The sequence below is a fragment of the Nocardia sp. PE-7 genome, from assembly GCF_030486425.1.
GTDB lineage: Bacteria > Actinomycetota > Actinomycetes > Mycobacteriales > Mycobacteriaceae > Nocardia > Nocardia salmonicida_A.
On sequence record NZ_CP129614.1, the window covers coordinates 2,813,139 to 2,834,556 of the forward strand.

24 protein-coding genes are annotated in these 21,418 nt (G+C 64.6%); 15 read left to right on the forward strand and 9 right to left on the reverse strand.

Annotated elements, in window-relative coordinates; genetic code table 11:
• Positions 1-65 precede the first annotated feature (65 nt).
• From QX204_RS13175 to QX204_RS13190, 3 genes are read right to left on the reverse strand one after another with little or no spacing between them, the layout of a single operon-like run.
• A complete protein-coding gene (locus QX204_RS13175; RefSeq protein ID WP_301907021.1) occupies positions 66-887 on the reverse strand; it encodes a YceI family protein in 822 nt (273 codons plus the stop codon).
• The gene (locus tag QX204_RS34445) at positions 884-3,481 is read right to left on the reverse strand and encodes an MFS transporter (protein ID WP_367620189.1); all 2,598 of its coding nucleotides are present in this window, start codon (positions 3,479-3,481) and stop codon (positions 884-886) included. The genes QX204_RS13175 and QX204_RS34445 overlap by 4 nt, the downstream gene beginning before the upstream one ends.
• Positions 3,474-3,971, reverse strand: a complete 498-nt coding sequence (locus QX204_RS13190) for a MarR family winged helix-turn-helix transcriptional regulator (protein WP_301907023.1) — start codon at positions 3,969-3,971, stop codon at positions 3,474-3,476. Before QX204_RS13190 ends, QX204_RS34445 begins: the two co-directional genes overlap by 8 nt.
• Before the next feature lie 392 nt (positions 3,972-4,363).
• Here QX204_RS13190 and QX204_RS13195 point away from each other — a divergent pair, with 392 nt between their 5' ends.
• Complete coding sequence (locus QX204_RS13195; protein WP_301907024.1) at positions 4,364-5,173, forward strand: SAM-dependent methyltransferase; 810 nt, start codon at positions 4,364-4,366, stop codon at positions 5,171-5,173.
• Positions 5,174-5,335: 162 nt separating this feature from the next.
• Positions 5,336-5,767 (forward strand): hypothetical protein, encoded by a 432-nt coding sequence (locus tag QX204_RS13200; RefSeq protein WP_301907025.1) that lies wholly within the window; start codon positions 5,336-5,338, stop codon positions 5,765-5,767.
• Positions 5,768-6,078: 311 nt separating this feature from the next.
• Here QX204_RS13200 and QX204_RS13205 read toward each other — a convergent pair whose 3' ends face one another.
• Positions 6,079-6,933 (reverse strand): ribosome recycling factor, encoded by an 855-nt coding sequence (locus QX204_RS13205; protein ID WP_301907026.1) that lies wholly within the window; start codon positions 6,931-6,933, stop codon positions 6,079-6,081.
• 730 nt (positions 6,934-7,663) lie between these two features.
• A complete protein-coding gene (locus QX204_RS13210; RefSeq protein ID WP_301908243.1) occupies positions 7,664-7,855 on the reverse strand; it encodes a hypothetical protein in 192 nt (63 codons plus the stop codon).
• 36 nt (positions 7,856-7,891) lie between these two features.
• Here QX204_RS13210 and QX204_RS13215 point away from each other — a divergent pair, with 36 nt between their 5' ends.
• Both QX204_RS13215 and QX204_RS13220 read left to right on the forward strand, forming a co-directional pair.
• Entirely contained in the window at positions 7,892-8,530 is a 639-nt protein-coding gene (locus tag QX204_RS13215) for a hypothetical protein (protein WP_301907027.1), read from the forward strand.
• A 480-nt stretch (positions 8,531-9,010) separates the two neighbouring features.
• The gene (locus QX204_RS13220; protein ID WP_301907028.1) at positions 9,011-9,250 is read left to right on the forward strand and encodes a nucleoside/nucleotide kinase family protein; all 240 of its coding nucleotides are present in this window, start codon (positions 9,011-9,013) and stop codon (positions 9,248-9,250) included.
• A gap of 48 nt (positions 9,251-9,298) precedes the next feature.
• Here the strand turns inward: QX204_RS13220 and QX204_RS13225 are convergent, their stop codons facing one another.
• The 3 genes from QX204_RS13225 to QX204_RS13235 all read right to left on the reverse strand — a co-directional run bounded on the left by QX204_RS13225 (position 9,299) and on the right by QX204_RS13235 (position 10,886).
• On the reverse strand, positions 9,299-9,706 hold the full coding sequence (locus QX204_RS13225; RefSeq protein WP_301907030.1) for a hypothetical protein: 408 nt from the start codon (positions 9,704-9,706) through the stop codon (positions 9,299-9,301).
• A 108-nt stretch (positions 9,707-9,814) separates the two neighbouring features.
• Positions 9,815-10,252, reverse strand: coding sequence for a DUF6086 family protein (locus QX204_RS13230; protein WP_301907031.1), 438 nt, complete (start codon positions 10,250-10,252; stop codon positions 9,815-9,817).
• Between the two features lie 25 nt (positions 10,253-10,277).
• Positions 10,278-10,886 carry a hypothetical protein gene (locus QX204_RS13235; RefSeq protein ID WP_301907032.1) on the reverse strand — a complete coding sequence of 203 codons (609 nt, stop codon included), beginning with the start codon at positions 10,884-10,886 and terminating at the stop codon, positions 10,278-10,280.
• Positions 10,887-10,896: 10 nt separating this feature from the next.
• On the opposite strand from QX204_RS13235, the gene QX204_RS13240 reads away from it, so the two are divergent.
• The gene (locus tag QX204_RS13240; RefSeq protein ID WP_301907033.1) at positions 10,897-11,919 is read left to right on the forward strand and encodes a hypothetical protein; all 1,023 of its coding nucleotides are present in this window, start codon (positions 10,897-10,899) and stop codon (positions 11,917-11,919) included.
• Positions 11,920-12,338: 419 nt separating this feature from the next.
• Positions 12,339-13,049 carry a transglutaminase-like domain-containing protein gene (locus tag QX204_RS13245; RefSeq protein WP_301907034.1) on the forward strand — a complete coding sequence of 237 codons (711 nt, stop codon included), beginning with the start codon at positions 12,339-12,341 and terminating at the stop codon, positions 13,047-13,049.
• Positions 13,050-13,103: 54 nt separating this feature from the next.
• Here QX204_RS13245 and QX204_RS13250 read toward each other — a convergent pair whose 3' ends face one another.
• Positions 13,104-13,901, reverse strand: coding sequence for a SigB/SigF/SigG family RNA polymerase sigma factor (locus tag QX204_RS13250; RefSeq protein ID WP_301907035.1), 798 nt, complete (start codon positions 13,899-13,901; stop codon positions 13,104-13,106).
• A gap of 70 nt (positions 13,902-13,971) precedes the next feature.
• Between QX204_RS13250 and QX204_RS13255 the strand changes: the two genes are divergently transcribed.
• The 9 genes from QX204_RS13255 to QX204_RS13295 all read left to right on the forward strand — a co-directional run bounded on the left by QX204_RS13255 (position 13,972) and on the right by QX204_RS13295 (position 21,307).
• Positions 13,972-14,127 carry a hypothetical protein gene (locus QX204_RS13255; protein ID WP_301907036.1) on the forward strand — a complete coding sequence of 52 codons (156 nt, stop codon included), beginning with the start codon at positions 13,972-13,974 and terminating at the stop codon, positions 14,125-14,127.
• 611 nt (positions 14,128-14,738) lie between these two features.
• Positions 14,739-15,809, forward strand: a complete 1,071-nt coding sequence (locus QX204_RS13260) for an ABC transporter substrate-binding protein (protein WP_301907037.1) — start codon at positions 14,739-14,741, stop codon at positions 15,807-15,809.
• The gene (locus QX204_RS13265) at positions 15,790-16,872 is read left to right on the forward strand and encodes a FecCD family ABC transporter permease (RefSeq protein ID WP_301907038.1); all 1,083 of its coding nucleotides are present in this window, start codon (positions 15,790-15,792) and stop codon (positions 16,870-16,872) included. The genes QX204_RS13260 and QX204_RS13265 overlap by 20 nt, the downstream gene beginning before the upstream one ends.
• Positions 16,865-17,620 carry an ABC transporter ATP-binding protein gene (locus QX204_RS13270; protein ID WP_301907039.1) on the forward strand — a complete coding sequence of 252 codons (756 nt, stop codon included), beginning with the start codon at positions 16,865-16,867 and terminating at the stop codon, positions 17,618-17,620. Before QX204_RS13265 ends, QX204_RS13270 begins: the two co-directional genes overlap by 8 nt.
• On the forward strand, positions 17,617-18,240 hold the full coding sequence (locus tag QX204_RS13275; RefSeq protein WP_301907040.1) for a hypothetical protein: 624 nt from the start codon (positions 17,617-17,619) through the stop codon (positions 18,238-18,240). Before QX204_RS13270 ends, QX204_RS13275 begins: the two co-directional genes overlap by 4 nt.
• A complete protein-coding gene (locus tag QX204_RS13280) occupies positions 18,233-18,883 on the forward strand; it encodes a hypothetical protein (protein WP_301907041.1) in 651 nt (216 codons plus the stop codon). Before QX204_RS13275 ends, QX204_RS13280 begins: the two co-directional genes overlap by 8 nt.
• The gene (locus QX204_RS13285; RefSeq protein WP_301907042.1) at positions 18,877-19,380 is read left to right on the forward strand and encodes a hypothetical protein; all 504 of its coding nucleotides are present in this window, start codon (positions 18,877-18,879) and stop codon (positions 19,378-19,380) included. The genes QX204_RS13280 and QX204_RS13285 overlap by 7 nt, the downstream gene beginning before the upstream one ends.
• A 234-nt stretch (positions 19,381-19,614) precedes the next feature.
• A complete protein-coding gene (locus tag QX204_RS13290) occupies positions 19,615-19,995 on the forward strand; it encodes a DUF732 domain-containing protein (protein WP_301907043.1) in 381 nt (126 codons plus the stop codon).
• Between the two features lie 382 nt (positions 19,996-20,377).
• On the forward strand, positions 20,378-21,307 hold the full coding sequence (locus QX204_RS13295) for an anti-sigma factor RsbA family regulatory protein (RefSeq protein ID WP_301907044.1): 930 nt from the start codon (positions 20,378-20,380) through the stop codon (positions 21,305-21,307).
• Positions 21,308-21,418 lie beyond the last annotated feature (111 nt).

Sequence of the window (21,418 nt, forward strand, 5' to 3'; positions counted from 1 at the left end):
ATGGTGCCGACCTGCTCGCCCGGCGTCCGAGATGTGCTGGTCGAGGGCTCGGCGTGGGCGATCCGCTAGATTGCGGGTAGCTGCTCGCCCTGTACGACTTCGATGTCCAGTTCGATCTTGACCGTGGTGCCGACGGCGGCCACTCCCGTGCGCACAACCGGGTTGTAATCGATCGCGAAATCGTTGCGGTGCAACAGTGTTTCGGCGTGGAACGCGGCGCGTACACCACCCCACGGATCCGGCCCGAACCCACCGAAGGCCACCTCGAGATCGACCGTGCGGCGCTGCCCGTGCATGGCCAGCTCACCCGGCATCACCCAGGTGTCACCCCCGGTACGACGCAACCCGTGACCGGTGAAGGTGATCATCGGATATCTGTCGACGTCCAAGAACTCCGGCGAGCGAAGGTGATTGTCACGCATCGAGATCCCGGTATCGATACCCGCCGCCTTGATCTCCGCGTACCCGGTGGACCGCTCGAACGACTCGGCGATATCGAGTCGCCCACTCACCTCGGCGAATCGGGCTTTGATACTCGCGATTCCCAGATGGCGCGCGGTGGCGATCACCGTCGAATGGGCGGGATCGATCGTCCAGGGCCCCGATGGGGGCAGCGCCACTGCCCCCATCGTCGGCACCAACACCACCTCGCCGAGCGCGCCCGTCCCCGTGGATGAGATCTGCGCGATCCGCGCCACCGGTTCGAACCCGACAGCGGTGAGCACCGCGGTATGGATACCCGCGGGCAACAGCTCGGTGCTCACCGCTCCGGTTTCGTCGACCACCGCACGGGCGATCTGGCGGCCCGTCATATCCGTCACCGTCAACACCGCATCCGGCACCGGCCACCCCTCCGCGGTGCGAACACGACCGGTCAATCCACTCATCGACGATCCCCGAGGTCGTAACCGAGCCGCACATCGTAGGCGGCCTCGCCACCGGTCACGGTGACCTGCCCGGTCACCGGCGGATAACCACGAGCGACCACGGTGTATTGCCCCTCGAGAAGATCGGTCACGACATAGCGACCGTTCTCGTCGGTGCGCACCGACGCGGTCACCTCACCCGCAGCATCGAACACAGTGACCAGCACGTCCGGCGCCGCACGCCCCCCATCGGCCTGCGCCGATCCGGCGAGCACCGCCATCGCGGTCAACTCGATGTCATGACGCAAGACGCCACTGTCGGGCACCGTCAAGGTGATCGCGCTGGGACGCATGTGCTCCGCGGCCGCGACCAAGGTGTAGACACCCGACACCACGCCGTGGCACAGGTAGGCGCCGTCGCTGCCCGTGACCGCGGCCCCGACCACCTCACCACGCATATCGGTCAATGTGACGGTCGCACCCGACAACGGCGACCCGCGGCCTGCGGTACGAACAACACCCGACAACTCACCGGAACCCACCAGGGTCAGATCGATCCGCTGGGTCCGCTGACCGGCCGACACATTGACCGCGGCCGGCTGGTGCCCCATCGCCGACACGATCAACACATGAGCACCCGACTCTGGCGCACTGATCGCATAGCCACCATCAGCGGCACTGCTCGCTCGTGCGACCTGACGGCCACTCTGATCGATCAACGTCAACACCGCACCCGGCAACGGATGACCGTCCTCGCGGCGGACGTGACCGTCCACCGCTCCACCGCCGACGCCAGGCCCGGCCAACTCGCCGACGGAGGGAGTGGACTGCGACGACGTATCGACCTGGTACGCCCGACGACCGTTCCGATCTGCCGGCGCATGCCGTCCGGCCGAAGCGGTCGGCACCAGCTCCGACTCGGACAACACTCGCTCAGCGCCCTCCCAGACCCGGTCTTCCTCCCGCCCCGACTCCGCGAGTACGGCCAATTCGGCATCCAGCGCCGCCATTGTGTCGATATCGGTCGGATTGTCTTGCGACGCGGACTCTTTGGTGTTCGGGTCGAGGGTCGGATCGATATCGATCGTGCTGCGCAGTGGACGGTTCGGAAGCCACGCGGTCGCGAAGAGGGCGACGGCCGCCGCCCCGGCGGCGATGAGGAAGATCCGACCGGTCGCATCGCCGTAGGCGGCGCGCACGATCGTCGCGATCGGTGCGGGTAGGCCGTGGAGGTTCAGATTGCTGCCGCCGGAGGAACTGGTCGTCACACCGATCTTCGCGAAACCTTCTGTCGACAGCTCGCTCACACGGGTAGCCAGCACCGACCCCAGCACCGAGACACCGATCGCGCCACCGAACGTGCGGAAGAAGGCGACGCTGCTCGATGCCGCGCCGATGTTGTGCACGCTCACGGTGTTCTGTACGGCCAGCACCAGGTTCTGCATCATCATGCCGACACCGAGCCCGACAACGGCGATGTAGGTGCCGACCAGCCACAGGTTGGTGGCGTGATCGATCGTCGACAGCAGCCCGAACCCGACCACCAACAGCGCACCGCCGGTGACGACGAACGCCTTCCATTTCCCGAACCGGGTGATCAGCTGTCCCGAACCGGTCGACGCGACGAGCATGCCCGCGACCATCGGGATGGTCAGCACCCCGGCCACCGTCGGCGAGAATCCACGCGCGGTCTGGAAGTACTGGCCGAGGAAGGTGGTCGCTCCGAACATGCCGATTCCGACCGCGATCGAGGCGATGATCGCCATACCGGTGGTGCGCTCGGTGACGATCGACAGCGGGATGATCGGCGACTTGGCTCGGGATTCGACCAACAAGGTCGCGAGCAGCAGCACTACGCCCACGCCGACATACAGGGCCGATTCCCGGGAGAACCACGCGTAGTAATCCGCCTTCCCCGCGAACGACACCCAGATGAGCAGCACCGACACACCGGCCGTCATCAGAGCGGCACCGAGCCAGTCGATCGAGACGCCATCCTTGCGTTCGGTCGGCAGCCGCAGGGTCCGCTGCAGCAGCACCAGGGCGATCACGGCCAGGGGCACACAGACGAAGAAGCACCAGCGCCAGCCGAGCGGACTGTCGACGATGACGCCGCCGAGGATGGGTCCACCCGACATCGACACCGCCATCACGGCGCCCATGTAGCCGGAATAGCGTCCGCGTTCACGCGGCGAGACGATGGAACCGATGATCGCGACGACGAGCGCGGTCAATCCGCCCATGCCGATGCCCTGAACGACTCGTGCCGCCAACAGCATCGGGACATTGCCCGCGAAGCCCGCGATCACCGAACCGATGACGAAGATGACGATGGCCGACTGGACCAACAGCTTCTTGTTGAACAGATCGGCGAACTTGCCCCAGATCGGGGTGGACGCGGCGTTGGCCAGCAATGCTGTGGTGATAACCCAGGCGTACGCGGTCTGCGACCCCTCCAGGTCGCCGATGATCGTGGGCAGCGCGGTCGCCACGATCGTGGTGCTGAGCAGTGCGGTGAACAGTGCCGCCAGCAACCCGGTCATGGCTTCCAGAATTTGACGATGGGTCATCGCGACCGGGGCCGTCCGCGTCCCCGCCTCGACTGAATTAGACATCCGCTTCCTGACTTTCTGTCGAATCCGGCCGGCGCGTGCCCACCGCGGTGTGGGGCGCGACCGTGGCCAGTGAATTCCTGAGCTTCAGAACAACCGAGGTGGCCTGTTCGGCTTCGTCCTCGCTCCAATGGGCGAGAGCGGTCTGTAATCCCCGTGCCCGCGATATTCGGACGCGCCGCAGCAGATCGCGTCCTTCGTCGGTGATCTGAATGAGCGTTGCCCGGCCATCGCTGGGATCGGCGTGGCGGGCGATGTTGCCCGAGCGCACCAGCTCGGCAACATGCCTGCTCAGTGTCGACGGGCTGATGCACAAGTCCACGGCGAGATCGACCTGTCGGCTAGGACCTCTGGCTTCGAGGGAGCCCAGCACGCCGATGCCGCCCGGGAGTAGATCCCCTTCGTCCGGGTGGGAGAGGGCGGCGCGGATGGCTCGGCCCATGAAATAGAGCTCTCTGATCAGGCTCTGAGCCGTATCGGGTGACACTGCCATGGCTACTCCCAGACGAAAAGATTTACTTGCAGAATGCAACTATACATTAGATTACTTGCGCTAAGCAACGAGGCTGCAAGGCGGGCCCTGCCAGGGTCGGGGGTTCTCGGGGGCGCCGATCGACTCGTCGCGGGTAGGTACGAGGACCACGACTACGGGAACGGTTGAGGTCTGTCTCGCGTGGTGACTTTGTGCGCCGGTGGCCTTCGGTGAGGCCGGTGCCGCGAGAACGGAGGAGACGACCGCAATCCGTGGCCGATCGACCGAACTACGGAACTGTCACGCCCAGAACCGATTTCGTGCGTGCTACGCATCGAAGCCGCGCCGACACACCGGAGTTTCTCCTACGATGGACGGCGGCAGATACCAGCGCACACGAGGAGTCGATGACGATGGGCGACAACGCGAATGTGATCGATCAGTCGAAACCGAGCATCGCCCGGGTCTATGACTACATTCTCGGCGGCAAGGACAACTACGAAGTGGACCGCGCGATCGGCGACCACTTCAAGGTGGCTCTGCCCGGATCGGTGGCTATCGCGTTCACCAACCGCCAGGCCCTGATCCGCGCCGTGCGCACCATGGCCGAAGCCGGACTGACCCAGTTCCTCGATTTCGGCAGTGGCCTGCCCACCGCCGACAACGTGCATCAGATCGCGCAGGGGATCAATCCCGACGCACGTGTGGTCTACATCGACAACGACCCGATCGTGCTCGCGCACGGGCGTGCGCTGCTGGCGACCAACGACAACACCACCGTCATCCACGCCGACGTACGTGATTCCACCGCCATCCGGGCCGACCCCGAGGTGTCGCGGCTCATCGATTTCGACAAGCCGATCGCGGTGATCTTCAGTGCGATCCTGCACCACCTCAACGATGACGAGGACCCGCAGGCGGTGGTCGCGTACTGGGCTGACCAGGTGCCCGTCGGCAGCAGCGTGTTCATCTCCCACTTCCGCTCCGGTGACAATGTCGAAACCGTCGAGGCCGAGGCGAAGTTGCAGGCGACTTTCGGGCGTGGCCGCTGGCGCACCGACGACGAGATCACGGCCCTGTTCGGCGATCTCGCGGTGCGGGAACCCGGCGTGATCCCGGCGGCCCGGTGGAATCAGGACCCCGGAGTCGCTGATGGTTCGGCTGATGGCGAGTTGTCGGTGTGGGAGGAACTCATCGTGGCAGCCATTGCCGATAAGCACTGAGGCGGTTCGTGTGGCGCGCGGCCACAGCGAGATTCTGGTCTGACGGTCGCGCCCAGCAGTGCGTGCGACCGGGTTGCCTGCATCTCGCACAGCCGTTAACCTGCACACTGCCGTCGGACCACGACCAGGGGACGGCGACATCATCGCACCGGGGGAATATTCATGTCGGCACCACAATCATCGGGCTCTTTCACGTCTACCGCCAATGGCGTCTACTGCGCCTACTGCGGTTCGACGCCGGCGGCGCGGGTGGAGATTCGGGGGCACCGCGGCTTCGTCATCTTCATGCAGTTCCTGAAGTCTTCCGGCCCGTTCTGTCGCGATTGCGGACTCGCGACCTATCGCAAGATGACAGTCGAAAGCATGTGGATCGGCTGGTGGGGCTTCCTCTCAGCCGTGATCAATCCCGTCACCATGCTGATCAATCTCGGTTCCCGCTCGACGCTCACCAAACTGCCGCCGCCGATCCCCGGCGGCCCGCGGATCCCCATGCAACCGGGCAAACCGCTGTTCCAACGTGTCGAATTTCTGCTGGCCGTCGCCCTCATCTTTTTGGGACCGATCGTCCTGCTCGCGCTGGCATCGCTGAGTTAGGACTGCATCGACTGTCGGGCGAGTAGTGCTGGTAGATCGGTGGTGTGGTGCTGGATCGTGCGGTGGCCGAGCTGGATTCACTGAAGGTGAGTCACCCGAAAACCTCACTGCGACAATGAGCATCGCTGATACGAAATCAACTGGTCGCATCGCCGCCCGTAACGCCGCGCATCGGCCATGTTCGCAGTCGATGTCTCCGACTTTGGCTGATGGAGCACGACCATCACGTGCTGTCATACGCAACGTCACCCATATCAACGAAAAGATCGCGCAGACACCACCGCCGTCGTCAACGCACAGCTATCCTGCGGTCAGGAACCTCCGGTTCTGTCGATTACCGGCCACGGCACGGTGCCGCCTGAGACGTCCCTGATCCGGTTCACCAGGGCTCGTAGAAAGGGTTGCTCGTGGACCGGTTGCCCATCAGCACGACGGCTATGTGCTCTCGCTTGCAGGAAAAGGCAGGTACGCAACAGATTCAGGTCGTTCGGTAGCTCGCCTGCCTCATCCCATGATTGCCGTATCTGCCCGACTGTCCGGCCGAGTTCGATCGAGTTGTCGTTGATTGCGGCGTAGCCGTCGTAGGTGTAGGCGAATCGGAGGAATTCTGAGGCGGTGGTGTCAGCCGGTGGCACGGGATATCGCCCCGTCGCCATGGCCTTGTGCAGTGTCGCAGTGCTGTGGATGTGGCTGAGAGCTTCATCGGTGAATCGTTCGACTGCCGAGCGGGTGCGCCGCGCATCGTCCTCGCTGAAGGTTCCCTCCGCCAGCTGGGCGCGGCATTGATCGTTGAGGTCGCTGTACACAGCGAGGACCTGGGCACGCGCCTGGGCGGCCTGCTCGTCGATCACTGCGACCAGTTCTTGCGGGTTCGGCTGTAGCGCAGTGACTCTGATCAGTCTCGCCGAGACACTTACCTGGAACCCGGCCTGCGCTATGGCCAGCACAACCGCATCGGTGTTCACACCGTCGAAGGCAGCGACCAGAGAAGTCGAGTCGTCGGTGTTCACGTGTGCCACCCTAGGAAGCGGTACTTTCGACCCGAAGTGATCCACCAGGATGTAGTCGAGAGGGCCTGTGCCCAGCAAGTCCGCCATTGCATTCGAAAACGCGGTGGAGGGCTCAATCGTGCGTAGAACGGCATCCTTGTGTACATCGTTGATCATGTGTGACCTCACGGCCTCGGTATCGGGATAGTTTTGGTGGCGAGTGACGCTGTTCCCCATGGCCTTTCACCCACTCGACGGCAGCGTAGCGCGAGAGGCTCAGACGAAGCGCGATGTATCGAACGCACTCTTCTGCTGCTGGAGCTCGATCGAAACGTCCGCACTCGCCGCGGCCCGCACGACCCCGAGGGGCCGCGGCACCAGCCGGCGAACGCACTCAACTGACGAATTTTGTGCACAGTGGTCGACATTGAGCACTCACCCAGGGAACTCGCCGACGCCGATACGAACACCCGCTACAACGGGCACAGCACCTCACATTCCGGGCAACGTCTGTACTCACCCGAAACAGGGTTCGACCAGGGCAAACCGGGAACGATGAATTTTGTGGTCGTGCCACAAACGGGAACGCGTCCAGGCGGAGCCGCAGCATGCGCTAGCGGCTCGCCCTCCCTGACGAATCGCACACCGGCATACGGGCTGTCCGGGTCATCGCTGCCCTCGTCCATCGCGCGATAGGTAACCGAGTAGACGGCCTCGTACTCCACATACCGAGCCTATTCGCGAACACGCCCGCTCGCCCGAGGTCTGGTTCCGGAGGAAACGCGCGCTCATGCCGCTGATCGGTTGTCCGGCAAGGCGGCTCGATGAGGTCGCCTGAACCCGCTCTTCTGCCGATGGCAGATTGTTATCGACCCGGCGAATAGGGGAGGCCCTGAACGATCTTCGATCAGGACTTGCCGTCGTCAACTGGCGTGGTGGCGCCCGGTCGGTCGGATTGATCGCCGAGGCGCGCGTGCAGCCGTTCGCGGACCTGGTCCGGGGTGTATGCGCGACGTTTGCGTTCGGCCCGCACGATGACCACCCCGGTCGCCGCGACACCCGCGGTCCCGGCCAGACCCAATATCTTCCACCAGCGCATGCGCCTAGGCTAGTCGCTGTGCCACGCGAGACGCCGATGAGTATCAACTTGGACCAAGCAGTAGAGCTCACGCGAACGGGAGATCTATGGCTGTTTCGCGGGCATTCCCGCGCCGATCGCGCGATCCGGGGGTTGACCAACAGCCCGGTGAACCACGTCGGCATGGCAGTGGTCATCGATGACCTACCGGCGCTGATCTGGCACGCCGAACTCGGTCGGGCACTGCCGGATATCTGGTCGGGTAGCAATCATCGCGGAGCCCAACTTCACGATTTGCGGGCTGCGGTCATCCGATGGACCCAGGAGTACGGGCAACAGGCGTGGATGCGTCAGCTGGATCGGCCGGTGACCCACGAGATGGAGGATGCAGCGCTGCGGGTGGTGGCGAGGCTGGACGGCATGCCCTTCCCTTCCACCGGCGCGCTGGCAGGGCGCTGGTTGCTGGGCCGGGTGCCGGTACCGAAGCGGGCGAAAAGGCGCGAATCCGATCGTGCAGGTCTGGAGAACGCCTACTGCGCGGAGATCGTCGCGATGACGTATGAGGCCATGGGCTTGTTGCCGAACAGACGTCCGAATTGGTATGACCCGGGCAGATTTTGGAGTGGCGACAACCTGCGATTGGCCGAGGGGTATCACCTCGGCGGGGAAATCACGGTGCACATCCCCGACCACTGACGTCGGCGACGTCCGCCACGAGTGACACCACCTCATCGTGCGCGGTGGGTTGTCATGATGCAATCCCACGGTGATGAAGATCCGGCAGTACTCGTACTTCGAGTTGGCCAGCACTATCGTGTCGGCAGCCGAACTGACAATTCGCTTGGGTGTCGAGCCGGATCAGCTCGCGGTCAAGGGAACTGCGAACGCACGGGGTCGGGTTTTGTAAGCTTCACAGCTGGCGAATCAGCGACGATCTCGGGGGTGCGGTCGACGAGCAGCTCGAGCGGCTGATCGTCAGGCTCGAGCCCGGCCGCACCCAATTGACAGCACTGGCAAGCGATGCCGATGTCTGGTCACGCATGCAGGTGGTGCGGTATTACCACGATCCCGACGGGGTGCACTACGCCCCCGCTGGCACACCGGGCGATCAGGTAAGGCCCACTGGGATGGCATCTGTCGGTACCGACCCTGGAGTTTCTGTCCTTCAAGCCAGCAATGAGCACCGGGAGCAAATATCCTGAAATCTGCGATCCGCGCGGTCCGACACCCGCCTCAGAACAGGCGATCACCCGAAGGCTCAGGCACGGGCATCGTCCGCATGCATACGTGCTCCTCGCCGTCGACGACATCCTGTATCGCGTTGATCTGGTCTTGAACGACCGCAGCCCGTGTCACCAACTCGACCCGATCGGGCTCAGTGAGGCTCTCGGCACCGAGCTTCTCGAAAACGCATGAGAGCACTGACCGTAAGTCCTCTAGCGTGCTGTCCGACTCCACGGGATCTCACCCTACGTCCGCACCCGACGAACATCCGCTCCTGCCGATGAGTGTGTGGGTCGTCGCCCGCGAGATCCGCTCAGCTACCTGCAGGAAACGGTGCTCGATCGCTTGACGAGCCAACCTCCAGGCCGTTTCGAATTCCTCGGCCGTCATTTGCTCGAAGCTACTGGCCTCGACGTCCCAATCGTCGGCGCTACCCTCCGCGAGCACACCGTATTTACGTTCGTACACCTCTACCGCAGCGAGTCCCCCGTGGTCCCGCACATCTGTCACTTCCTCCAGCGACGCGGCCGTGACCGGTTCACCGTCAGCACCTCGCAGATCTACCTGCCGGTTCGGCCAGCCATTGTCATCGAGCTCGATCAGCAGCCACATGTCCTCATCTGCGTAGAAGTCGCGAATCCACCTCATCCGACCAGTATTACGGCCTACGGCCACCAACGAGGAAACGCACTCAATTGCCGCTGGGCGCGCAGTCACGAACGTCCGCATCTGCCGATTACCGTGCGGCCGGTGGCGTCAGCGCGCCATGAAGCTGTCGAGCTGGCGTGCGTGCTCACGAACAGCGGCGTTCCATTCGAACTCGCCGCCGTCGCCTGACAACGGACTTGGACCAACCTGCTCATCAGGCATCCCACGGGTTCCACGGTCGGCCAGAGCAGCCCGAGCCTTTGTGACGCCAGCCCGCTCGGCGATGACCAACAGTGTGGCGAGAAACCCGTCAGACAACGCCTGCACAACAGCGTGACCAGTACGGGTACGCCAGGCTAGGACAGTCGCCAAAAACACTTCCAGCACAACAGGAGTGACCTCACACGCGTCCGAATCCATCGGGCCGATCCCTGAGGAAACACCGAGTTCCTCCTCGAAGAATCCCACCTGATTCAAGAACAGCCGCGAAGCGCCGTTCGAAGGATTCCACAGTGTGGTCCCGTTCAGCTCGTAGTACTGACTCATCCGATACCGCCTGCCACTGAACAACTTATGGTCTATCCAATTCGAAGCCGCTCGCGACAACAACTGGGCCGTACACGATCCCAGATTGCCGCACAGTCGTCTCGACTCGGATGCCGCTGGGCGCGCGGTCACGAACGTCCGCTTCTGCCGATTTCAGCGCATCGGACGTTGATCTGGCTTCGGCTATCCGGCATGGTCGAAGGTGACCTCGGTACGGTGCGGGTGAGCGGGTGAGGACATGAGATGTCGCCGGGTGGTGGGCGACCAGCGACAGAAAATGTTCGGCCTGCTCGGGGTGAGAACACCATTGACTGCCGTTTCCGATGTTGGGGGACGTCGGCATCATCGGATAGTGCAGGGTGAGTGAGAGCTGCCGGATATTGTCATCGTCTCCGTCATCAGTGATCACCTGGCGCGTGATGTCGTAAACAAACTCTTGCTGGTCGTCACCGTAAATGCCCCACTGGAACAGCAGCATGTCGCCGTCGCTGTCGAGGTCGGCATCTGTCACGCGGTGATGGGCATAGAACGTGGTCATAGCGTCGATCGCGGTGGTCGCGTTGAGGTCGTCGAGGGCGCGGCAGCGGCTCTCCAGGCACCGGCGGAATGCAATTTCTAGGTCGGCGGCTCGCACCAGCGACATTGTGCCGGACCGGGGTCGAAGGCGAGGCACGAGTGAACGTCTGGATTCTAGCGACGTCCGTACCTGCCGCGGCCCCGCGCAATCCCGGGGGGCGCGGCCAGCCGACGGACGCACTAAACTGCCGATTATCGAGTGGTGGACGCTGATCAGCTCTGGGATCATCGGGTCGACGTTCGACATCAGTGCCGGTGGGAGGAAATCGCGGATGACCACGGCGCAGCGGTTTTGGATCGAATTCGACCCGCACGAGTGCACTGACGCCCGGTTTCGGCAGGGTGTCGGTGTGACCGGCTTCGACGTGCGGGATTGCTTGTCGATGGTCGCCGATCTGTTCCCCGATGGACTGTTGCCACCCGTGTACCGAATCACCGTCGACGTCTCGCTGGCCGAGCCACTACCGGTGAATCCCAGCCGTTTCGGCGTTTCAGTGTGGCGCGGAGTCTGGTATCCACCCGTGAACCTCGGAATCGGGCCGACCCACGACATCGACCGCCGGGGAGCACCCTGCGACTACCCGGCGCCTGTCACCGCAGCACACCGCCGCGTGCGGGCCAGCGCGAATCCGCGCACGAAAACCACATGGTGGGACGAAATCCCGCATATCGATGGCCTGCTGTGGCCGCTGATGAACATGCACCGCGCCGAGCGCGGTGATGGAATGCGGCATTCCGCCCCGCCGCTGCGCCGGGCCTGCGCTGCGGATCCGACCTACGGGGCCTTGGTGCGCGAGGCTCTCGACTTCATGATCTGGTGGCGGCCGACACCGGACGAGTGGTTCGACCCGACCCAAACCAGGTTCGCCGATCAACGTGACCTGGACAAGTACCTGCGAGCCTTCCGAGACTACTTGTTCGGAACTCGCCCGGAGCCGATCTATCCTCCTGGCAGCGAACCGTTTTCACCCGAGGACGCGTGGTCACGAGCCATCGATTGTTTGGTTGTCACCCGCCCGGGGCCGATCGACGATCCCGGCATCGAACGGCTTTCACCCGACACGGAATCACGACTTCCCGGGAGCGAATAAGACCCTTTCAGGCACAGAACATCCCGTGATCGCAGCTGGGCGCGACCCGATTCAGGGCTGCACGCGACGCGGCTCGAGACGCACGCACATGCCGCTTTCCGCGTTCTCGGTGACCGGCGTGGAATCGAGCCTTGCTTGCGGCACCTGCAGCAGTACGCCGAGGATGACCCGCACGCGCTGGTAGAACCGCTGATCACCCTGTTGATGATGAACATCGTTCCTGGCGTTTGTGCTGGTGGGCTGGTTACAGCTCGGTAGGCCTGGCCTGGAGCTTCTGGGTTGCAACGTTGGCTAGTTCAGGCACCGATTGGCGGCACTGCAGGTGGCCATCCTGCCCCCGGAATACGGCCTTTGCCTGGGCGGTCGCGCTACAGCGCCGCCGATCGAGAACACCCATTGTCGTCGCCTATCGTGCGGTCATGTCGTTTTCACCGCTGTCCGCGTTGGCCCCGTCTGCCTATCTGGCAGCCTGCCCGATCATCGAGGTCGACCACCCGGAGGTTCGCGCGTTGGGCGCCGAGCTTCGGTCGGCATCCGACAGTGAGACCGAGTGTGCCCACAAGGCATTCGAGTGGGTACGGGACAACGTCGCACACTCCTTCGACGCACGTGATCCCCGTGTGACGCTGCGCGCTTCGGAAGTTCTCGACCAGCGAGTCGGCCTCTGCTACGCGAAATCTCATTTGCTTGCCGCCATTCTGCGAGGCAATGGAATCCCCACCGCGCTGTGCTATCAGCGATTGACTCATGGTGACGGCCACGTTCTCCACGGACTGGTTGCTGTGCACCTCGAGGGGGCCTGGCATCGGCAAGACCCCCGCGGCAACCGTGCCGATGTCTCGGCGGAATTCGCGTTGGGCGAGGAACGGCTCGCATTTCCTGTCGACCCCCAGCTCGGCGAAGTCGACTATCCAGAGCTTCACCGCAGCCCGGCAGAAGCCATCATCAACGCACTGTCGAACGCAACCGACATACTCGCGATCTATGACCAGGGCCTGCCGTCACACCTCGGCGGCCCGATATCCGAGCACGCCCGGTCGAGGTCGATGCGACCGCGACCGGGCGCTGCTTTCGCTGACGGGCCGTCGCAGGGTTGTGAGCGCTACGGAAACCGACCCCTCACACAGTGATTCGACGACCAGCCCTCTGCGGATGGCCTCGCCCGGCCGACGCGAAGGTGGAGTTCAGCTTGCGAGCGCGAGTTTGTCGTCGGTGGTCTGGGTGCGGAGTTCGGCGAGCAGTCTGGTGAGTTTGCGGGAGACGCTCATTTGGGAGACGCCGAGGCGTTGGGCGATTTCGCCTTGGGTGAGGGTGTCGTAGAACCGCCAGATCAGTAGTTGGCGGTCGTCGGGTGACAGTTGTGCGAGTAGGGGTGCGACGGTGATGGTGTCTTCGGTGAGTTGGTAGCGGGGGTCTTCGTCGCCGAAGGTGTCGGCGAGGGTCATGCTGGGGTCGCTGTCGGTGTCGCGGGTGGGGGTGTCGAGGCTTCGGGTCTGGAAGGCGTTGGCCGCGACCAGGGTGCGGGCGATGTCGGTGACGGGTACGTCGAGTTCGGTGGCGAGTTCTTGGGCGGTGGGGGAGCGGTGGAGTCGGCGGGTCAGTTCTTCGGTTGCGGCGCGGACTTTGCCTTGGAGTTCTTTTTCGCGGCGTGGGACGTGCAATGGCCAGATGTGGTCGCGGAAGTGTCTGCGTACTTCGCCCATGGCGGTGGGGACCGCGAAACCCAGGAACGGTGATCCGCTGGTCACGTCGTAGCGATCGACCGCCATGACGACGCCCAGGCGCGCGGTTTGGAGCAGATCGTCGAATGCTTCGCCGCGGCCGGTGTATTTGCGGGCGATGTGTTCGGCGAGTGGGAGGCAGATCTCGATGATCTGGTCGCGGAGTGTGTCGTGTTCGGGGCTGTTCGGGTCGGTCAGCGCCAGGTGTACGAACAGGGGTTCTGTGTGTTCGTAGGTGGGGCGGGTCGCGGTGGTGGACATGCGGATCAGCTCCTGGTGTTCGTGACGCTCAACGGGGGGAGGTGACTAAAGGCTGTGGTGGCCCGGCATTTTGGAGGACATCGTCATCGCGGCACCGGGGCCGGCTCCGAGGAAGGCGACGGTCGGCGACCCGGTCGAGGCGGCCCGGCCGAAGGGGAGGAATGTGCTGGTCGCCAGCATGATGGTGGTGCTGGTCGGGTTCGTGCTGGGCGTGTTCGGTGCCTGATGACGTGGGTCGGTCATGAGTGCAGTGTTGACCGTCGTGGAGGTGAATAAACCGGAATGTTTCGATGATGTTGAGACGGCGGCAGTTCGGGGTTTCGGGTTTGAAATGCTCATCCCGTGGGCATGCATCGGTTCACGTCCGGGCAGAGCGAGCGGCCGACAGTCCATGCCGAGTGCTTCATGGAGGAGGGGCGACGGACGTCGGCAGGTCCTCGGCATTCCCATTGGCTGCCAGCCTGATTCTGACCCGGCATCCTTCTGGCGTTCCTACCGCGAGGTCGCGGCAGCGCGCGGCGAGATTCATTCCGGTCGCGACCTCGCTCAGATCTCTGAGTGGGTGGTGCGTGTGCTGATCAGCCTGGGTGTGATCTCCGGTCACGCCATCGACCCCGACGATGGTGCAAAAGAGTCCGCAACCGAACCTCGTGCGCGCATCGGCTCGCACGGTTCCAGGGCAATGCGACACTTCCCAGCTAACCAAGAATGTAGGTTAGGCTAACTTGACTTATTGGATGATGGTTTCAGAGTGGGACGGTACGGCGCATGGCGAATACGCAGCGTGCACGACAGCGGAAGCGGAGCCTTCGGGCCCGGCGATGGATGGCCGTCGGCATGATCGGAGCCCTCGCTCTGACGGCAGGGTGCTCGAGCCGAGAAGCGCAGGCCGACAACGCGGCCGGCGCGCGAGCGCTGACGATCATCGACCAGCGTGGCCAGACCGTCACGCTGGATGGACCCGCCGACAAGGTGGCGTTCACCGTGATGCCCGCACCCTCGATCTTCGCCGCGGTAGACCGCAGCTACGACCGCATCGTCGGCATCAACCAGTCGACGCTGGTCGCCAATCGCGGTGGCATGTTCGCGACCATGTTCCCCGCCTCGGCCGACTCCGCGGTTGTCGCGGGCAACGATTTCGTGCCGAATGTCGAGACGTTGCTGCAACTCGATCCCGATGTCGTTGTCCAGTGGGGTGATCGGGGCAATGACGTGATCGCGCCGATCGAGTCGGCGGGCTTCCCCGTGGTCGGGCTGAAATACGGCACCCAGGACGACCTGGAACAGTGGATCACGCTGTTCTCGCAGATCGCGGGTAAGCCGGAACGTGGGCAGCAACTCGTGGACTGGCAGCGCGCTGAGCAAGCCGAGATGCGCGCCCGGGTGGCCTCGACGCAGGGCCAACGGCCGCGGGCGATGATCCTGTCGCGCACCGGCGACACCTACAGCACCACCAGCGCCAAGGGGTACGACGGATTCCAGTTCGACCTGGTCGGCGGGGATCTGGTCAGCAAGGGCTTCGTCTCCGACTCCGGGCAGGTGGGTCCGGAACAGATCCTGGCCTGGAACCCCGAGGTCATCATGCTCAGCGGATTCGACCAGAGCACTCCTGCCGATATCTACGCCGACCCGAGGCTGGCGAATGTGAGCGCTGTTCAGAACAAGCGCGTCTACAAGACCCCACTGGGTGGCTATCGGTGGCAGGTGCCGGGCGCGGAATCGCCGCTGATGTGGCTGTGGATGCACCAGATCCTGTACCCGGGCACGCGCGATGGACAACTGCGCGAGGACATTCGCGCCGGGTTCGACAATCTGTTCGCCTACCGGATCACCGACGACGAGATCGACCAGGTCCTGCGTCTGGACCTCAACAAAGACGCTGCCGGTTATGACCAGTTCCTCCGTTGATCAGCTCGCGGCGCCGGTGGATCCGGCGCCGCGGCGGGCGCGGTTCGATCGGCGGATGCTGGCCGTTCCGGGCTTCTTGCTGCTGCTGATCGTCGTGGCGGTCGGTGCACTGGCCGTCGGCCGCTACGCCGTCCCGCCGAACGAGATCGTTCGAATCCTGTTGGGGCAGTTCCTGCCGATCGAGCAGACCTGGTACCCGCAGGAAGCCACGGTGGTGCTCGATGTGCGACTTCCCCGCGTCCTGTTGTCGATCCTGTTGGGGGCCGGGCTCGCGCTCACCGGTGCCGTGATGCAGGCGGTCTTCCGCAACCCGCTCGCCAGCGCCCAAGTCCTCGGAGTGTCCTCGGGTGCCTCATTCGGCGGCGTGCTGATCCTGCTCGCCGGATTCAGCGGCGCCGCACTGGTGGGCGGGGCGTTCCTCGGCGGGGTGGCGGCATTGGCGCTGGTCGTTGCGATCGCCCGGGCAGTGCCGGGGGCGCCGCTGTTGATGATCATCCTCGGCGGCACCGTGGTCGGCGCGATGTTCGGGGCGATGGTCTCGTTCATCACCTATATCGCCGACCCCTACAGCGAACTTCCCTCGATCGTCTTCTGGCTCATGGGTTCACTCGCGACCGCTAGCTACACCAAAGTGCTGACCGCGGCGATCCCGATCGTCGCGGCGGGACTGGTGGTGCTCGCGCTGCGTTGGCGGCTGAACATCCTCGCGATGGGCGACGAGGACGCCACCGCGCTGGGGCTCTCGCCCCAGCGCCTGCGCAACCTGCTGCTGGTGTGCGTCGCGTTGATCACCGCGGGATCGGTGTCGGTCGCCGGGGTGATCGGCTGGGTGGGACTGGTCGTCCCGCACCTGGTGCGCATGATGGTCGGCACCGATAACCGAATGGTGTTGCCGGTCAGCGCACTGCTCGGAGCCATCTACCTCACCCTGATCGACACCCTCTCGCGCACGATCAGCACCGCCGAGATCCCGATCGGCATCCTCACCGCGATCATCGGCGCGCCCTTCTTCGTGGCGCTGCTGATCCGCAACCGAACCCGCCTGTGGGGTTCGGATGCTTGAGGCCAGTTCGTTGTCGTTCCGCTATTCGGCCAAGGGGCCGTGGATCTTTCGCGATGTTTCGGTCCGCGCCGAGCCGGGGCAGGTCTTCGCGGTGCTCGGGCCGAACGCCCGTGGCAAGACCACGATGCTCAAGTGTCTGGCCGGAATCACGCGCCCGGTAGCCGGTTCCGTCGCGACGACCGGTGGCGTGGGCTACGTCCCGCAGAGCCATTCGGTGGTGTTCTCGTTCTCGGTGCTCGATATCGTGCTCATGGGCAGGGCCAGGACGGTGAAGATCTACAGCACTCCTACCGCCACCGACCGCGAGGCCGCGCGGGAGGCGCTGCACCGGGTCGGCGTGCCCCATCTCGCAGACCGTGACTACACCGGACTCAGCGGCGGCGAGCGCCAATTGGTGCTCATCGCCCGGGCATTGGTCTCCGACTGCGACACCATCGTGCTCGACGAACCCGCCGCCGCCCTCGACCTCCGCAACCAAGCCCAGGTGCTGACTGTGCTCCGCGCGCTCGCCGACGAAGGAATGGCGGTCGTGATGACCACCCACCACCCCGATCACGCACTGCACGTGTCCGAACGGTCGATGCTGATGGTGAGCGCCGACGACCAGCGGGTCGGTCCGACCCGCGAGTTGCTCACCGGTGCACTACTTTCCGAGATGTACGGGGTGCCGATCGTCACCGCCGACATCGAAACACCCAGTGCGATAAGGCGACTGACCGTGCCCGATTTCGGCAGGGGAATCTCGTGACGGTGCTCAACGCGCACATGGCCCCACGCGATCGGCAGGTGGTCGACGGCATGCGAGAAATCGATGTCTACGACCTGCCTGCTGAATGCGACGACTCGGTCACCGGGGTGTATCTGACCGGCGATGTCGATCAGGAGTACTTGCTCGAGCAGCGGCCGTTCTTGGATTCCTTCGTCACCGGCGGCGGACGCATTGTCATCAACGGGCACGTACAGCGTCTCTTCCTGGACGGCCTGAGTACGTGGCGAAAGCTCGACTTCCGCAACCCGCGCGATCTCGCGTTGACCCGCGTGAACGAGCACCCCGTGTGGGCAGGCACCGATCCGAAGTCCTTCCTGTACAACACCGGAACGCCGGGATCTGTGCCGTTCGAAGAACTGGCCCGGATCGGCGTCGCCGGCTTCTACGGCCGTGGCTGGTATGCCGACCTGCCCGACGACGCCCGAGTGGTGCACACACTCGGCACGACCAATGCCCCGCTCGACTACGACTACCCGCTCGGCGCCGGCCGGGTGCTGGTGCACGGCGGCAACGATCTGCTGCAGTTCGCCACCCCCGCGCGCGGCACACAGCGATTGCGCACCCAACTCGTCCGATGGCTGGAAGGCCGCGATGACTGACCTCGTTCGCGCCGCCTGCTCGATCGCCTTGCTACACGGCGGCAGCCACGCACAACTGGCTACTGTGGCCGACCCCGCACTGGCGCCCTACCGGCTCCGGCCGATCCATGTGCGGACCGGGGCGCCCGAGGAACTCGCCGACATCGACGTGATCGTGGTGTCGGACCGGCTCCGCCCGGATCTGTTGCGGCACTGGACCGCGGACATTCTGGCCGCCCTCGACCGGGGCGCCACCGTCTTGGTCTTCGGCGAGAACACCGTGGAGGGCTGGGTGCCCGGTGTCCGCCAGCAGAGCCGTCCCACCGTGTTCTGGTGGTGGCGAACCGGCGAGGACCACCGGCTCCGCACCCGCGCCCCGCACCATCCAGCCTGGGACTTCTTCGCCGATCGCGCGGTGATCTGGCACTACCACGGTGTGCTCGAACCCCCGCCCGGCGCGGTGAGCCTGGTCGATCTACACACCGAGGACGGCGCCCGCGACGGTTCGATCCTCTATCTCGACGAGCAGTCGACCCCCGGTCGCCTGCTGGTCACGACCATGGACCCGGTGTACCACCACGGGTCCGGATTCATGCCCGGCGCAACGCAATTGCTCTATTCGGCGTTGTACTGGGCCACCGCCGACCGGAGGAAAACATGCTGACAGTCCTCGAATCGGGCACGCCGATCGATATCTCGTTCACCGATCTGATGAAGTACCACGGGCCGCACTTCCCCGGCGGGGTAGCGCACGCCTACTGCGCGATGCGCCACGCTGTCTCGATACTCGGTCCCGTCGAGCGCCGCGAGGTCACCGTCCGCACCGCGTTCCCCGGCCCCGGCGGCCGGGACGCGATCGAAATGGCCTTGCGTGCGGTCACCGGCGATCGTTTCGTTGTCGTACCCGAACTCGCCGCGACCGACCGCGGCGCCACCCTGGCTCGCTACGTCTGGGAATTTCGCTACCGCGATCGGACCGTGCTGGTGCGGTTGCGCGACGCGGGATACGTCACCGACGAATTCATCGAGCTCGGAGCCCGTGGCGACCGCACTCCCGCCGACGACGAACGACTGACCGTGCTGAAACAGCAGATGACCGAACGACTGCTGGGCGGCGAGGTCGGCGAGGTCTACGAAGAGATGCCGCAGCCGACGCACTGAGTTATGCCGGTATCGAGTGGCACTCGATCGCGCCCCTCACGCCCCTCCTGACCGGCCTGCTTTCCTGCCAACGGGGTGGGGATCGGCCAAGTGCTCATAGGTTGGGTTGTGCCAACCCTGGGGTGGGTTCCGGGCAATCGACTGCTGCGGGATCGTTGATGGCACACCGGAAACGGTGTCGGAGAGGACCGATCGAGGGTATCGGTCCCTCTGCTCGAGATCAGGGTCAACACGATGTTCGTAGAGCGAATTCAGTTGCGTGCCAATGTGGTAGCGGTCAGTCTGGCTGTTGCGGTTCTCGGTGCCGCAGTAGCGGGCTGTGACCCGACGACCGGTCCCCGCAGTGTAGAAGTCACCACTTCCCGCACCGCCGGAGTGGCCGAGTTCAGCGCTGACGAAGTGTCGTTCCTGGAGGAGATCAGGATCAACGACGCGGCCCTGCCGGGGAAGTCGGAGCAGGAGTTGGTCGCCGCGGGCCACGTGACGTGTGAACATCTGCGTGCCGGCGTGTCGGTTCTGGACGAGACGTCCGCGGTTGAGCAGACCTACCAGTTCGATCAGGGCCCGCTGTTCGTCAGCGCCGCGACCACGAACCTGTGCCCGGATTTCTCCTGACTGCGTGCGCACCGTAGGCCTGCCCGACCGCGGTGGTGCGGCGGAGCTGCCGCCGGGTGGTGTCACGAGATTGCCGGTAGCGAATCCCGGTCCACGCGGACTCGCAAGTGCCGGCCAGTTGCGTGGTCGCCCGCGGCTTCGACGGTTTCGTTCCGAACTCGCGTGTCCGCGCATCGAGCAGGCCCGGCACTCCGTGTCCGATCATCGGTGCTCGACGCGGCGGGCTAGACTGTGCGCCCGGAAGGCTTCTACCTTCTACCTTCTGCCGATTCCGGCTGAGAGTCGGCCGACGGTGGCGAAGGAGCCCGCGCGTGAATACGCCCTTCCGGTGGCCGCGTCAATCAACGTTGTCCGCCCGAACCGAATCGACGGTAATGCCCCGATGAGTACAGCGACTGCCAACGAGGCGTTCGAACACCCTGCCCTCTTCTATGCGAACGCGCAGGAATACGCCCAGCAGACGGGCGCATTCCTGCGCGAGGGTTTGGCAGCCGGTGAGCCGATGGCCGTCGCGGTACCGGGGCCCAACCTCGAGCTGATCAAGGACGAGCTCGGCGCCGATGCTCGCGGCATCTCGTTTCTCGACATGACCGAAGTCGGCCGCAACCCGGGGCGGATCATCCCGAAGGTGCTCAGAGGGTTCGCCGACGCGCATCCCGAGGGACGGGTGCGTATCATCGGCGAGCCGATCTGGGCTGGGCGTAGCACCGTGGAATACCCCGCGTGCGCGCAGCACGAAGCGCTGATCAATGCCGCCTTCGAAGGCCGCGCGGTGACCATCCTGTGTCCCTACGACGAAACACACCTGGACGCGGCGGCCCTGGCCGATGCGCGGCTCACCCACCCCACCGTCATCAGTCAGGGGCGCGAGCAGGCCAGCAACGACTACGACTGGCAGGCGATCGTGGCCCGCTACAACGAGCCGCTGGTGGCGGCGCCCGATGCCGCCGTCTTCGCCTTCGGTGAAGCCGAGCTTCGATCGGTCCGGCAGTTCGCCGTCGACCACGCGAGCACATGGGGACTCGACGCCGTACGGCTCGAAGACGCCAAGCTGGCGGTCGCGGAACTGACGACCAACAGCGTGGTACACGGCGGCGGCCGGGGCGTTTTCTCGATGTGGTCCGAGCCGGGACACCTCGTCTTCGAGGTTCGCGACGGCGGGTGCCTGAGCGATCCACTGGCCGGGCGCAGGCCACCTGAACAGGGACAATTCGGCGGTCGAGGCCTGCTGCTGGTGCACTACATCGCAGATCTGGTGCGCGTACACACCGGCGAGGACGGCACGACGATCCGCTTCTATCTCGATATGTGAAGCAGGATCTGCGAACTCGGCCCCATGGACGTCGACAGACCCCTGGCGGGCTCAATCCCGGTTAGCCGCATTCACACCCAGCGGTTGCAGCGTAATGTCTTCGGGCGGGTG